Origin of the sequence: Limosilactobacillus panis (genome assembly GCF_019797825.1) — a bacterium.
Lineage (GTDB): Bacteria > Bacillota > Bacilli > Lactobacillales > Lactobacillaceae > Limosilactobacillus > Limosilactobacillus panis_A.
This window is the reverse complement of the sequence record NZ_CP081855.1, coordinates 1,485,803-1,500,044: the sequence shown is the minus strand read 5'-3', so window position 1 is coordinate 1,500,044 and position 14,242 is coordinate 1,485,803. Positions and strand designations below refer to the sequence as shown.

At 46.2% G+C, this 14,242-nt stretch carries 8 protein-coding genes; 5 read left to right on the top strand and 3 right to left on the bottom strand.

What is annotated here, in order from left to right; translation table 11 throughout:
- Positions 1–104 precede the first annotated feature (104 nt).
- The gene (locus tag KZE55_RS07265; protein ID WP_222257958.1) at positions 105–1,850 is read left to right on the top strand and encodes a hypothetical protein; all 1,746 of its coding nucleotides are present in this window, start codon (positions 105–107) and stop codon (positions 1,848–1,850) included.
- 364 nt (positions 1,851–2,214) lie between these two features.
- Positions 2,215–3,120 carry a DUF6056 family protein gene (locus KZE55_RS07260; protein ID WP_222257957.1) on the top strand — a complete coding sequence of 302 codons (906 nt, stop codon included), beginning with the start codon at positions 2,215–2,217 and terminating at the stop codon, positions 3,118–3,120.
- On the opposite strand, the gene KZE55_RS07255 is transcribed toward KZE55_RS07260, so the two are convergent.
- A complete protein-coding gene (locus KZE55_RS07255) occupies positions 3,117–4,466 on the bottom strand; it encodes an IS4 family transposase (protein ID WP_222257956.1) in 1,350 nt (449 codons plus the stop codon). The two genes, KZE55_RS07260 and KZE55_RS07255, sit on opposite strands and share 4 nt — an antisense overlap.
- An 881-nt stretch (positions 4,467–5,347) precedes the next feature.
- On the opposite strand from KZE55_RS07255, the gene KZE55_RS07250 reads away from it, so the two are divergent.
- Together KZE55_RS07250 and KZE55_RS07245 are read left to right on the top strand one after the other, a co-directional pair.
- A complete protein-coding gene (locus KZE55_RS07250; RefSeq protein ID WP_261313219.1) occupies positions 5,348–8,827 on the top strand; it encodes a M23 family metallopeptidase in 3,480 nt (1,159 codons plus the stop codon).
- Positions 8,828–8,939: 112 nt separating this feature from the next.
- The gene (locus KZE55_RS07245; protein ID WP_222257955.1) at positions 8,940–11,384 is read left to right on the top strand and encodes an SEC10/PgrA surface exclusion domain-containing protein; all 2,445 of its coding nucleotides are present in this window, start codon (positions 8,940–8,942) and stop codon (positions 11,382–11,384) included.
- Between the two features lie 66 nt (positions 11,385–11,450).
- Here KZE55_RS07245 and KZE55_RS07240 read toward each other — a convergent pair whose 3' ends face one another.
- Positions 11,451–11,999 (bottom strand): hypothetical protein, encoded by a 549-nt coding sequence (locus KZE55_RS07240; RefSeq protein WP_222257954.1) that lies wholly within the window; start codon positions 11,997–11,999, stop codon positions 11,451–11,453.
- 302 nt (positions 12,000–12,301) lie between these two features.
- Between KZE55_RS07240 and KZE55_RS07235 the strand changes: the two genes are divergently transcribed.
- Positions 12,302–13,417 (top strand): AI-2E family transporter, encoded by a 1,116-nt coding sequence (locus tag KZE55_RS07235; protein ID WP_047768053.1) that lies wholly within the window; start codon positions 12,302–12,304, stop codon positions 13,415–13,417.
- Positions 13,418–13,468: 51 nt separating this feature from the next.
- On the opposite strand, the gene KZE55_RS07230 is transcribed toward KZE55_RS07235, so the two are convergent.
- Positions 13,469–14,182, bottom strand: coding sequence for a MucBP domain-containing protein (locus KZE55_RS07230; RefSeq protein WP_222257953.1), 714 nt, complete (start codon positions 14,180–14,182; stop codon positions 13,469–13,471).
- Positions 14,183–14,242 lie beyond the last annotated feature (60 nt).

Below are 14,242 nucleotides of genomic sequence, written 5' to 3'. Positions count from 1 at the left end.
CTCACTCAAAATGATGACTTTACAGCTACTTATTTCACGATTAGTATTTCTTATAACTTTTTTTACTTATTTCTATATACTTATTAAACTAAGCTGACAAAAATTTGAATTTTTATGATATTGGTGATTATATGTCCAAAAAAAAGTATTTAAAAAATAATTATATATACATACTGATTTTAATGATTTTTTCGATTTTAATGATATTGCCGTTTTTTATTCCAAACAAGATGGCTGTTCAATATGATTGGAGCTTTCATGCTTCTCGGGCTCAGCAATTGTATTTAAATATTCGAAGAGGGCACTTATTTACTTTCCTTGCTACAGATACTTTTAGTAAAGTTGGTAATGCAAACTTCTTGTTCTATCCGTCGGTTTTTCTATATCCTTGGGCTATTTTAAGGCTTTTCTTAAAACCAATTGAAGCATATTTAATATATGTTTGGCTTCAGATGCTTGCAACCATGATTATTGCTTACTTTTGTATGTATAAATATAGCAATAAAAACTGTAACGCTTCATTGATCTTTGCCATTATATATACTATTGTTCCCTATCACCTTCATCTTACGTTGACTGACTATGTAATTGGTGAAGGATTAGCTTATATGTTTATCCCTATTGTTCTTTTGGGACTTTATTTACTACTTACTGGGCAAGGATGGAAAACATTATCGGTTGGGATTGCATTGGAGTTCTACTGCCATATTGTTGATACTGTAATTTCTATCGAAATATGCTTTGCAGTTTTTATCTTATGGCTTTTATTTAATAGAACATTAAACTCTAAAGTATTTTTTGACTTATTGAAATCACTTTTACTATTTTTACTATTGACACTATGGCAAATAGTTCCGTTTATTACAGACTATGTCCATAAAGGACTTGCAAAACCAACGTTTGGAATTTTTCAGTTACTTAACCCTGGTGACTACATTATTCAATGTTTGAATAATGTACCTATGTCGGGTAATGGTGGCTTGGGTATTATCCTTTTAATGACTGTACTATTTGGTTGGAAATGGTGTCGGAAAGGTACAGCTGATTTTTATGTTTATTTGATTGGACTAGTACTTAGTTTAATTATTACATCACTCTTTCCATGGAAGTATTTGACACATACACCGCTGGCGGTTATTCAGTTTCCATACCGTTATACTAGTTTTGCAGTTTGTCTATTGTCTGTTATTGCCGCTTTGGGATGTATAAAGTGTATTCAAATACTTAAAGACCACCAGATGATTGCCATTAGCATCGTGGTATTGTCCTTGTTCACTGTGTATGCAGGAGAATCTTATCCATCTGTTGTCAGAAATAATAATTCTGAGCATAATATTTATGTTCTTAAGCATAGTAGAAAGGGCAAATACAGAATTTTAAGTCCAAAAGAGAAAAATCCACTGGTTATTATTGACAATAAAACATACAATAAACAATTTAGCTATGGAGCACAATTTGGTGAAACAGATTATTTGCCATTACCAAGTTTGTCGAACGCAAATTCGGTTCTAAATAGAAGAGCCTATTTAAATGGAGCACGGATTCCGTTTAGCCAATCTGTTAGTGCAAATAAGCTTAATTATAAAGTTAATATTCCTAGAAATGGGCGGCTTGATTTGCCTTCGGTAATGTATAATCGTTCAACACTAACAGTAAATGGTCAAAGAACCAATATTATCGAATCACGCCGTGGAACAATTTCAGTATTCTTAAAAAAGGGCAAGTATCAAATTACAGTTGGTTATAAACCATTAATCGCCTATTATTTGTTATTACTTGTATCAGTTGTGACCTGGATTTCCTTACTTTTTGAAAAATGTCAAATGTGGTTGAAAAATGCTACAGATTGATCCTCCAAGTACAACTATGGCAATGATAGTAGATGACTAAAACAATCGGTTGGAAGTAGTCTCATATTATGATAATAAGGAAATTACATTAACTTCTTTGGTTCAACCTATTCAAGTGTCAGTATCATTTGTGGCTTGGAATTAATCGTTAACAGAAAGGAAAAACGATAGCCCAAGAATAAACGTTTTAGCTATTGCTATTTTAAGAAGTTTGTCTATCGGTATACTAGGTTATCGAAAATGGAGTAAATCATGTTTAGAAATAAAAAATCAATTTACCTGTATTGGTTAATAGTCTTGTTATTTACGGTAATAGCATTAGCTATCCTTGAAATAAATGCAAAGCTTTGAGGAGAAAGAAAAGATGGAAAATTATAAAAAGAAAAAGTATGCATTCTTTAGCATTATTAGTCTCTTTGTAGCATATTTATTCTATCTAACTCCTGTTATTTATGATGATCGGGTTAACCAGGCAAAATCATCTTTATATAATTCCTTTTATAAAGATTGGCATGAGGTCTTCTCAATGTACTTTTCGTGGTCTTCAAGAACGATTGTGAACTTTTTTATGTATCAATTTGAAGTTCATAATAAGCTTATTTTTGCTATAGTAACTGGTGCCTTCTTTTTCTTAATGCTTTTCAGCATCTCCCTAATAGTTAATAAAAACGAAAACCTTAAATTGGATATTTCTATCGCATTTGCTTTAATGATTATTCCATTTTCCTATTATTCAACGGCAGGATGGATTGCAACAACAGCAACGTATTTATTTCCAATATGTGCAGCTACGTTTGTAGTAACACCGATTTTTAGGGAAAATACGACTAAAAGAAAATTTGAAAAAGTATTACTTTGTCTCGCAACTTTATATGCTGCAAATAATGAACAGGTATTGATAGTTCTGTTATGTATTTTTTGCACCTACACCATAACTAAATTTATAAAAAAGTCAGTAATTAGTAAGTTAATAATATCTCAAGATGTTTTGCTGTTATTCAGCTTACTGTGGTTTGTTATGTCACCAGGGAACAAGGAGCGAAGTCTGGAAGAAATACCAAGATGGTTCCCACAATTTAAGGAAATGAATTTCTTTAATAAGATGGATATGGGATTTATGACAACAGTACAACATATATTATTTGGCAATTTACCTTACATGCTATTAATAGTTACAATTCCTGTCATCTTTTATCTGAAACTTGAAAGCACGAAAACTAGCCGGAGCTGCGTCAGCTTCGGCTTTTCTCAGCCTAAATTAGACTTTTAGATGCCAGTATTCAATGCTTTTTGGATCGTTATTGGCAACTGAGCTATGAATCGATTAATGATGTCATCAATGTGATCAGTTAGGCTGAGCTCAGCTCGACCCAGTTCATGAAATAAGTAGACCAATGCGTCCATAAAACGAATATCTGGCAGTGCTTGATTCATAATGTAAAAGAGTCCACCAATTGTGCGATCATCAGTATTAAGTCGTTCTTGCCAAGCCAATAAGTCATAAGTAATCATGGTGACGGCAATATAACCACATTGACCGTCGTAACTTTGAATTTGTGATCGATTAAGAGCTAAATACTGCTTAGCAGCTTTGAAATAGGTCTCAATTTGCCAGCGGCGTCCGTACAATTGAATGATTTCTTCTGGCCGCATAGCTAAGTTAGTGGTCGCTAAAACTAGGTAGTCCTGACGGTGCCCCTTTTTGGATACAAAAACCACTTTTAGCGGAAACTGATGGCCATGATATTGGGCTTGAATGACACTGCTGTAAAGATAGTGATGCCGACAATTCATTTTAGAAGCTGCTAAACGTTGATAAAGACCCTTAATGCTATAGTGACGACCACGATATCGATAATAGACTTTTGCGCTGCGTTTGAGCATACCCACACCAAAAAGCTGAAGCTGAGCGAGTTGCCAAAACATCTTCGGCGAACTGTACCAAGAATCAAAAAGGACGTATTTAGCTGACACGCCTAGTGTTTGCGCTTGTCTAATCAATTCTAGAGCCACTTGGTTCATTGGGCGTTGAGCTTGAGCCCTTCTTTGACCGGCAATTTGACGTTGGTCAGTAATCTGCGCTAAGCATCCAATCAGATTAGCAGGCTGGTGAGTTGACATTAAAGCAAAATTAATAGGCAAAAAAGTATTACCATCACTCCAACCGAGAGTTAAGCCACGGTAACCATTTACATACTCGTGCTTATCGTGGTCATAGGTCTTGGCTAATAATTCAGTCTTTTGGGACCAACGACGTGCTAACAGAGTATCATCAAGCACTAATGCCAAACGACGTCGACCATCAATAAACGGGGTTAAGATGCGAATTAATTGAATCGCTACTAAACAGACTAATTTCTGCCAGTTAATACGGCCATCATTCAAAACATTCCGTGCCGTTCTTGGGGTAAAATGGCAATCTGGATGAGCACGATTGATCGAAAGACGCTCAAAATGAGCTGTCATTAACCAAGCTACGATCATTTTCAATGAACATAATGAGTGACGCTTAAAATTCACCCTGTGAGTTAGCTTAGCTAGACCAATTAGGCTTAAGAAGTGAGAAATAATGTTTTGAGAATCGTTTTCAGTACTGAAATGGTTTATAATTTGCATAGCGCAAGACTCTTTTCTACTTTGATTTTGACACTTAAAGTATAGCGTAAGAGTTCTTGCGTTTTTTATTTTTTTCGTCCAAAAGCCCTGAACCACAATGATTTCATTGCAATTCAGGGCTTTCAAGTTTCAGATCTTTTATATTAAACAAGTCAAAAAGGATAGACTATTAAAGCCGTATGTAATTACTTCATTTTTGACTTTAATAATATGGGGAACCTATTCAATCCTTTTTGATATCTTTAACATTACACATTCTGAAGGCCTTTCAAAACTATTTGTCTTTCCGAAAGAAGGATTATTTACTCCTGATACCATTTACTCGAAAAGATGTCTATTATCTTTTATTGTTTATGTTATTTTCATTGCTCTACTGCTTTTTAACTATAGTTATAAGATGAAACTAGATAATTACTTTATCTTATTAGCATCTTTCTTTGGGGCATTGTTATCACGAGTGGCGTTAGGCTTTTCCGCTACTAATTATGTTTCTGCAACACGAACCTTCTCTGTGATGGCAACTGTATTGGTTATTATGGTTCTATTCATGTTACGAAAAATAGTTGAAAGTCGGAAGTATAAGTATATAAATATGCTGATAATCAGCATGGCAGTAATCAATGTATTTGTAATGTATTGGCAAATAACAAATGGTAATTTAAGACTTGTCCCATTATGGATTAGTATTTTGGGTAGTTAGTGTATATTTGTAGAGGGCAGAATTAAAATGTAGGAGAACGCCGGTTTACAATTGGCAGTTTCCCTACATTTTTTACCTATTGTTATAGGCCATATAAATAAACTAAAAAAAACAAATTCATTTATTACCCGAATGGTATAATAAGAAACCGAGAATCTATATATTTGAGGGAGAATCCATAATGGAACAGTATTTGCATTTGAACCGTGCAAAGCGTCTTGCAATGGCGGGCTTGACCCTGACCGTTTGCGGGACCGTATTGGCACTGTACCAGCAGGCTGCGCACGCCGATGCCACTCAGCCAACTTCAACCGCTGACCAGGCAACCGCCGTCTCAGCTGCTCACCAAACGACGGCAACAGCTAACCAGGCCCCAGCTTCGGCCACCACGCAACAGGCCTTCGCCGCCCAGGAAAACAACGTTACTCCTGTTCAGACGACCAACGCCGACCGCGGCAACTACGCCAGCCTTGATTCAGCTACCATCAGCAATGGCCAGCTCAACATCAGTGGCTGGAACGCCAACGGCAGCGCCCAGAACCATACTTACCACACGATCATCGTTCTTGATCACACCACTAACCACGAGCTGGGTCGCCAAACCGTTCAACCAGTCCAGCGTCCCGACGTTGCCCAGACCTATCCGAACGTGGCTGGTGCCGGCAACTCTGGTTGGTCCGCATCCTTTAAGATCAATTCTGCTGACTGGGTCAACCACTCGCTTCAAATTGTCAGCCGCTACAGTGGGGACCAGGCCGCTAACGATGGCGCTGATTACTGGTACGCACCAATTACCTTTGACCAAAACAACGAAGGGCACCTAGACGGCTGGTCCTTTGCCAACGGCCACTTCCAGGCCAGTGGTTGGAACGCTACCAACGCCAGTTACCAGGACCAAAGCCACTGGATCATCATCTACGACCAAACCCAGCACACCGAACTTTACCGGCAAAAGGTAAATACCACTGCCCGTCCCGACGTTGCCCGGGCCTACGGTAATATTTACAACTCCGCCAACTCTGGCTGGTCCTTTGACCACGACTTTGGCAACGATAGCCGCTGGCTCAACGACCAGCTGCAGGTTATTTCCCGCTACAGCTCCGATGACAAGGGTGGGGAAGGGAACCACGTCGACTTCTGGTTTACACCGGTTCAAGCGGACCACACCAACCGCGCCAACCTAGATTCGGCATCAATCGCCAACGGTAAGTTGAACCTTGCCGGCTGGCACGCCACCTCTGGTGAAGAGGGCCGTCCATACCACACCATCATTGTCTTGGATGACCAGGGGCACGAAATCGCCCGGCAACAGGTCACCAACATTGCCCGTCCTGATGTTGCCCTGTCCTTTGAGAACCTGTACGACGCCACCAACTCCGGCTGGTCCCTTTCCATGCCGTTAAAGGCGGGCATGGTTGAGGGCCAGATCCGGGTCATTTCCCGTTACAGCGCCACCAAGGACGCCAACGAGAACTACACCGACTACTGGTTCGCACCAATTAGCTTCAACGCCAACATGGCCGGTATTACCAGCATCAAGAACGAGAACGGTCAGCTCACCATCAACGGTTACCACGCGGCCGATGCGGCTTATGGTGAGACCAACCACTACATCATCCTCTTTGACACGACGGCCATCCGTCAAGTGGCCGCGGCAAAGACGCAGTCGGCAGCCACTCCCGCAATTGCCCGGGGATTGGCTGCATACAACGCCGCCGACTCTGGTTTTACCGCCACTCTGCCGGTAAGTAATAATATCGTCAGCGGCCACCAGTACGCCATTGTCCTTCGTTACTCGACTAGTGCCAACGGTAATGGTGGGGACGGTCGCTACACTGACAAGTGGTTGCCACTGACGACCTCTAACCAGGGGAGCCTGGACTCCTTTAACATCAGCAATGGTCACCTGTCCGTTACCGGCTGGAACGCCAACGACTTTGCGGTGGCGGCGCCTTACCACTTCCTGATTGTATTTGATAATACAACCCGGACCCAAGTGGCCGCCCAGCGGGTTACTAGTTCGGTCAGCCGTGACGACGTTGCCAAGGTCTACCCCCAGGTTGTTACCGCCGACGAATCCGGCTTCCAAGCCGATTTGGGTCAGGTTAACCTGACCCCTGGTCACTCCTACTCGATTGTCAGCCGCTACTCGAACTCCGCCCAGGGGAATGGTGGCAGTGGTGCTTGCCAAGACATGTGGCTTGGCCCGGTAACTCTGAACCAGTCCGCCTCCGCAGTCGATTCCATCAGTCAGAACGGTAATACCCTCCACGTGACCGGCTGGCTGGCCAGTGACCAACGGCTGAGCCAACCAAACGGCTTTGTCATCGCCCTGTACAACGGGAAAGAGGTCGGTCGGAGCAGGATCAACTTTGCCAGTCGTAATGATGTGGCGGCTAAGTATCCACAGATTTACCAGAGTGCTAATAGTGGCTTTGCCGTTGATATCCCCGTCCCCGCCAACCAACTGACGAACGGTCAATTGAGCTTCATCCTCCGGCTGGCCGCTTCCGCCGATGGCAATAGCAACTACACGGACATCCGGACCCGCGATTATGCAACCAACGCCGGGGCCGCAACCGTCAGCTACAACAGCAGTGCCAACACCATCAGCATCAATGGTTGGCACGCCGCCATGGCTACGGCCAACCGTCCTTACCAGTACCTGATCGTCATTGGGGCCGATGGGCACGAATTCTACCGCCGGGCCCTGAACAACACCAATTCAAACCAGTCATCAGGTGCGGGCGCCAGCCAGGCCCCGTGGATCGGTAATGCCGGCCAGTCTGGCTTCGCCGCCACGCTCCCGGTTAGCGCGGCCATGAACCACTGGGGAATCAAAGTTATCCACCGCTACACCGACGATGCCGCCGGTAACGGTAACGCCGTTGATTTCGTTTCCCCAATGGTCAGTATCAACTCCGGTTTCCAGCACCTCAACGGCGGGACGGTCTACTACGACCCTGACCGGGGACAGGTGGCAACCGGCTGGCGGACGATCAACAACAACCGCTACTACTTCTCCGATGGTTACGAAAACCAACCGAACCCCGATGACCTCTGGGTTTACAACGACCAGCTTCACGGTCAGATGTACACCGGGATCAACTATGTCGATGGTCACTGCTACGACTTCGGCACTAACGGGATTGCCCGGGCCCTGCCACAAAACGATGGCTGGTCCTGGCCATTCCCTGCCGATGGGGAAGGTTACTTTGCCTCAGGTCAGGCCTTTGGTTACTCCTCCTACCCACGGAAGAATGGCTTCCACGACGGCCTGGACTTCGGGGCCTATGACCATCCTGGCTCCGCAGTTCACGCCGTTCACGGTGGAAAGGTCTTAGACGTCAACACCTGCCGTGACGACAAGGGACAGATCATGTGGTGGTACGCCATCGTCTACGATGGTCGCTACCTCTACGTCTACCAAGAGGCCTTCAGCAACCGGAACCAGATCACCGTTAACCGGAACCAGATCATCTATCCGGGACAGGTCATCGGTTACCGGAACACTGACCACCTTCACCTCGGCATCAACACCAGTCCCAACTACGGTGTTGACCTGGCCCACTCCTTCCAGCCAAGTTGGACCGACCCGAACCAGGCCACGGGTAGTGGAACCTGGCTCAACCCGCAGACGGTCATCCGCAACCGGGGTTAAGTTACGAAATATTGCTAACAGATTAAAGGACCATGACATTTGTGCGTGTCACGGTCCTTTTTTGCGGATTGGGGTTAAAATATAGTTTATGAAAATGAGGAGGAATTAATGCATGAAAGCAAGTATTGCGCATGTTACAGCACTGGCAGCGATCACAACCGTTGCCGGTTTGGTGATTGCCGGACAAAACGTCAAGGCCGATACCACGACCGCCACGATGACGCCGGCGACTACGCAGACAAGTACGGCCACCACGCCGAATTATGTTCAGCTCTATTCAGATAACTTAAGTCAGGTCCAGGCGACCCAGAACATTAACATCCCCGCTGGCTACACCCTGGATGCCGTCCGCAACGTCAATAGTTCCGCCGCCGCTCAGGCCCTGGGAAAGCAGGCCCAGCAGGGATTGTACAGCAACGACTACCAGTCGGATTCCACCGCGGCCCAGGAGAAGGTCGACGTTAACAACCTGACGTCCGACCAGGTTGCCGAGATGAACCAGTATGGCCTCAGTCTGGTGAACAAGGTCCGGTCAGAGTTTGGTCAAGAACCGTTCGTCCAAAACGAGGGGACCATCAATGAGACCCGTAACGTTGCCCTCCAGTACCAGGCCAAGAACGAGTCCCTGCTCAACGGGGGCTGGCACGACTTTGCCATTCTAAACGGTCGGTCGGAAAACATTGCGGCCCAGCAGATCTACATTGATAACGTTTCGGGCTTACGGGCCCGACCGTTTGCGGAGGCCAAAGGGCGCGATTTTGTGGACAATAGCGCCGTGCCGCTCTTTACCATCACAACCATGGATGATCTCCGGGCGTCAATCTTCTACGGGGTGATGGGGATGCTCTTTAACGACGCGGCCGATAATTTCGGTCATGCCCAAAACTTCCTGACCGTCAACCAGCCGGTGACGGCCATGGCCCTGTACCCATCACTGACCTATGGTACCGGGACCGGGCGGTATGCCAACGGGATAACTTTCAAGTTCCAGCTGGAAAACATCGACATGCACTACGTTTGGACATCCGGGACCGATTTCAACGCCAATAACTACAGCAATGCCGGCACGGTGGTCGGGAACTGGGACCAAAACGACAACGGCAATTACGCCTACATTGATGGGGCTCATCTGACAACGGATGGGGCGATTATTGCGACGGGTTGGCACGCTACCAACGCCAGTCAGGGGCGGGCCTACCACTACATTATCGCCCTCGACCAGAATGGCCACGAGCTCGGCCGGACCCTGGTTAATCCGGTCACCCGAGAAGACGTGCGGGCCGCCCACAACGTCTATAACGCTGTCCACTCAGGATTCTCAGTCAAGATTGACTTAGGCAATGCCTTAGCCAACACGACTGCGGTTCAGCTGATCAGTCGTTACAGTAGTGACGCCGCGGGAAACGCGGGCTATGTGGACTACTGGTTTGCCCCGGTTGCCGTGGACCAGGCTAACCGGGCCTGCCTCGACCAGGCGAAGGTCACTGATGGTCAGCTGCACCTGACCGGTTGGCACGCCACCAACAAGGCCGCCAACCGCCCTTACCACTACATCATCGTCCTCAACAACGGCCGGGAGGTGGCCCGGCAGCTCGTCACTGATGGAGTCAACCGAGCCGACGTCGCCAATGTTTACCCGGACGTTGACCGGGCCGCCAAGTCGGGCTTTGACGTCCGCTTCGCCGTTGATAAGCTGAACTTTAACCAGCGTATCCAGGTCCTCAGCCGTTATACAGATGACCCGGCGGGAAACAGCAATGCGGTGGACTACTACTTTGCACCACTGACGGAAGGTAACTACGCTAACCTTGGCCACCTGGATAACTTCAGCATTAGTGGCGTCAAGCTCAATATCGCCGGTTGGCATGCCAACGCGGTCTCCCAATTTGAGCAGCACCGCTTCATTATTCTCTACGACAGCACAGCTAACCGCCAGGTGGCCTCCTTTAACGTCGATAACGTTGCCCGGCCCGATGTCCAACGGGTTTACCCGGGAATTACCGGTACTGGTCAGTCCGGCTTCAACCTGAGTCTGGACCTGAAGGACGCCCAGATCGTTCCCGGCCACCAGTACGTGGTTATCAGTCGCTACTCGAGTTCGGCCACGGGAAATGGCAACGGGAACGGTAGCCAGTACACTGACTACTGGTACCCGTCAAAGGTGCTAGAGAACGGCAATGAAGCGGGGAACCTAGATAAATGGACTGTCCAACCGGCTGGCGCTGGTCAGTACACGGTGACGGCGGCTGGCTGGCACGCCACGCGGATGGTCAACCCGGTTCATACCCTGATCTTGTTCGACAACACCCTGGGCAGGGAGGTTAGCCGCCACACCTTGACTTATCAACAAACGGGGCTGGAACGGCTGGATGTTGCTAGGGCGGTTGGTAACCAGTATCCGGCTGCCGGTCAGTCTGGCTTTAATGTCCAGTGGACGGTCATCGGTCTCCGCCCTGGTGATGACTACACGTTGATTAGCCGCTACTCACTGACGAGTAATGCTAACCAGGACTACGTCGACTATGACTTTCCAATTGGTAAAATGAATATTCAATAGCGCACAAAAGCGGGCTCCTACGAAAATAGGAACCCGCTTTTGTGGAATGCTATTATTTAGTTTTAATTAATGGTGACTAACAACAGCATTGTTTGGTAATTGACCAGACCAGTCTTGGTACTGAACCTGGCTGCTGCCCTTGGTGGTGTAACGGTCCATCCCGTCACTGTCAACGTGGTGGGTAACACCCTTGGCATCGGTCCAGGTTGCAACATCACCTAAGCCCAGTTGGATTGGTTGGTTTTGTTTAACATTAGTAGCAGGTGTTTCAGCGGTCTTTGCTGGAGCAACTGTCGATGCCGCCGTATTGTTGGTGGCAACTTGACCGTTGTGGTTAGCGGTCGTCATGCTAGAGCTTACTGCAACTTGGCTGTTGCTGGTGACAATTAAAGAAGTGCTATTAGCAGAAGTCGAGTTCTTTTCAGCAGCGTACTTAACATCCGTCTTGGCAGAAGTCTTGTTGGCCTTTTTGTGGCTGCTTTGCTTAACCACTTGCTCACTGCTTGCTTCGTGGGTCTTATGCGTACTAGTTGCACTATTGGCAGCGCAACCACCCAGACCTAAAGCAAGTAAGACAACTAACGAACCATTTAATACTTTCTTGTTTAACTTCATAATAAAAGCACCCCTTCCACAATGTTGATTAGCAATGTTCGTATCTCTTTCGATATAAATATTGTAACATACTTGAAACATTTATGTAACCTTTTAGTCAATAAAATGTCACTTTATCTTAATCTTACCGCTTACTAGACCGGTGCTAAATGTGGTGCTGGTGGGCTTGACGTGGTGAAAGGGGGGCAGAAATAAAAAAGTTACCAAAAATATTACGAACTGAAATCGGGGATGGGTGCCTATCTTTTTACGGCAAAAAGCTATATGATGTTGGGGTACTTAATTAGAAATGAGGGAACATTGTGGATAAAAAGTTTAATCGTTGGCTCTTTTGGCCGTTAACGCTCCTGGTAATTGCGACCTTAATCTTTGTCTGTACCAAAATTCAGTTTATCTTCCGGCCGTTCTTTACATTTATCTCGGTTGTCTTTGTACCACTGATCCTGTCGGGCTTCCTATATTACATGTTGAACCCAATCTTAAAACTAATCATGAAGGTCAAACTAGGCCGCTTTAAAATGAATAAGGGAATCGCCAGCCTGCTACTGGTGGTCGTCCTCATCCTTATTATTGCAGGAGGCCTGGCAGTCCTGATTCCTCCGGTCGTTAAGGAAATCACCACCCTGGTGACCCACTTGCCACAGACGGTGAGTGGGGTGCAAAAGCTCCTTAACGACACGGTCCAGCACTCCTTTTTGAAGAATGTCGACCTGTCATCTTACTACCGGCAATTTGACCACCAGCTTGCTAAGTACGCCCAGATCATCTTGAAAGGGCTGAGCAGTCGGGTTGGCGACATCGTTGGTGCCGTTACCAACATCACGATTGTGACCATTACGGTCCCGGTAATGCTTTTCTACATGCTCAAAGATGGTGACAAGCTGGCCCCGAGCATTCAGAAGTGGCTCTCACCGCACCATGCTAAGGAAGTCGATGAGCTGCTGAGCAAGATGAACAACACCTTGTCTTCCTACATTGCCGGTCAGGTAATTGAATGTTTGTTCGTGGCCGTCTTTACCTCCATCGGTTACATGATTATCAAACAGCCCCTAGCTCTGGTCCTGGGAATCGTTGCCGGCCTCTGCAATATTATTCCCTACATCGGACCTTACATTGGAATTGCTCCGGCCCTGTTCGTTTCCCTGACCATGGCCCCTAAGAAGTTGATTCTGGTGATCATTGTCGTGATTATCGTCCAGCAGATTGACGGGAACGTAATTTATCCAAACATTATCGGGAAGTCCCTCAAGATTCACCCGTTGACCATCATCTTGTTGTTGTTGGCGGCTGGTCACATCGCGGGGGTGGCGGGGATGATTCTCTGTATCCCGGCCTACGCGGTGGTGAAGACCGTCTGCGAGTACTTCTTTGACATCTACCGAATTGAGCACCCGGTCACGGAAGAAAAGAAGGAGTAAAAAAAGAACTTTAGCGTTCGGCGTATAATCCCGAATTGCTAAAGTCCTTTTTTATTCGTCTTGTCCATCCACAATGACGTAGTTGCCGGTGATGAACCTGTTCTTACCAATTTGGTACCAGGTGATTTCACCGTTATCGTTGAGCTGCCCGGTAATCTGGATGCGTTTGCCATCTTTAATTGTGTCAATCTTTTTTCCGTATGGTGCATCGAAAACATCGGCTGCTTTGCCAGGGAGGTAGTCAATGGTTCCCTGCACATCCTTGAGGGGCATGATGGTCAGATTATCAGCAATGGGGGAAGGAATTTTCTCATCCGTGAAGGGGTCGTTGACGACCCGCATGTTCTCGTACTTGACCCATTGGCCAGCGCCCAACTCGTACCAGGTGTCACCACTCTCGGCATCAACCCGGTGGAAGGCCTTAACAACGATTCCTGCCGGAACAGGGTCGTTGATTGGCATCCCGTTGACCGTATCATAGACTTTGGTGGTTTGGTCGATTTGGAGGTAGATGTTAATGTCCTCGACGTTTTGCCAGCTTTGTTTCCGGTAGTAAAGCTTGACGTCACGGCGCTGCATGTCAAAAGTTCCGTTAGCTTGTCCTTCCATCTTTATGAAGCGGTAGTGGGGGAACTCTTTCTTATCGATGTGGTACTTGCAGCCCTGAATCCCGCGCAAAAGTTGGGGGGCCATGATATTTTCTCCACTATCAATATCAATGTAGTAAACCCAAACTGGGTTTCCAGTCTTAAAATGTCCTAGCATGTTTCCACCCCATTATCAGAATCTATTAATCATATTATACCGCATTTTGCAGGACCCGCC

Coding starts and splice junctions, on each gene's coding strand:
- KZE55_RS07260 (WP_222257957.1), top strand. CDS start 2,215: ATGGAAAATTATAAAAAGAAAAAGTATGCATTCTTTAGCATTATTAGT.
- KZE55_RS07255 (WP_222257956.1), bottom strand. CDS start 4,466: ATGCAAATTATAAACCATTTCAGTACTGAAAACGATTCTCAAAACATT.
- KZE55_RS07250 (WP_261313219.1), top strand. CDS start 5,348: ATGGAACAGTATTTGCATTTGAACCGTGCAAAGCGTCTTGCAATGGCG.
- KZE55_RS07245 (WP_222257955.1), top strand. CDS start 8,940: ATGAAAGCAAGTATTGCGCATGTTACAGCACTGGCAGCGATCACAACC.
- KZE55_RS07240 (WP_222257954.1), bottom strand. CDS start 11,999: ATGAAGTTAAACAAGAAAGTATTAAATGGTTCGTTAGTTGTCTTACTT.
- KZE55_RS07230 (WP_222257953.1), bottom strand. CDS start 14,182: ATGCTAGGACATTTTAAGACTGGAAACCCAGTTTGGGTTTACTACATT.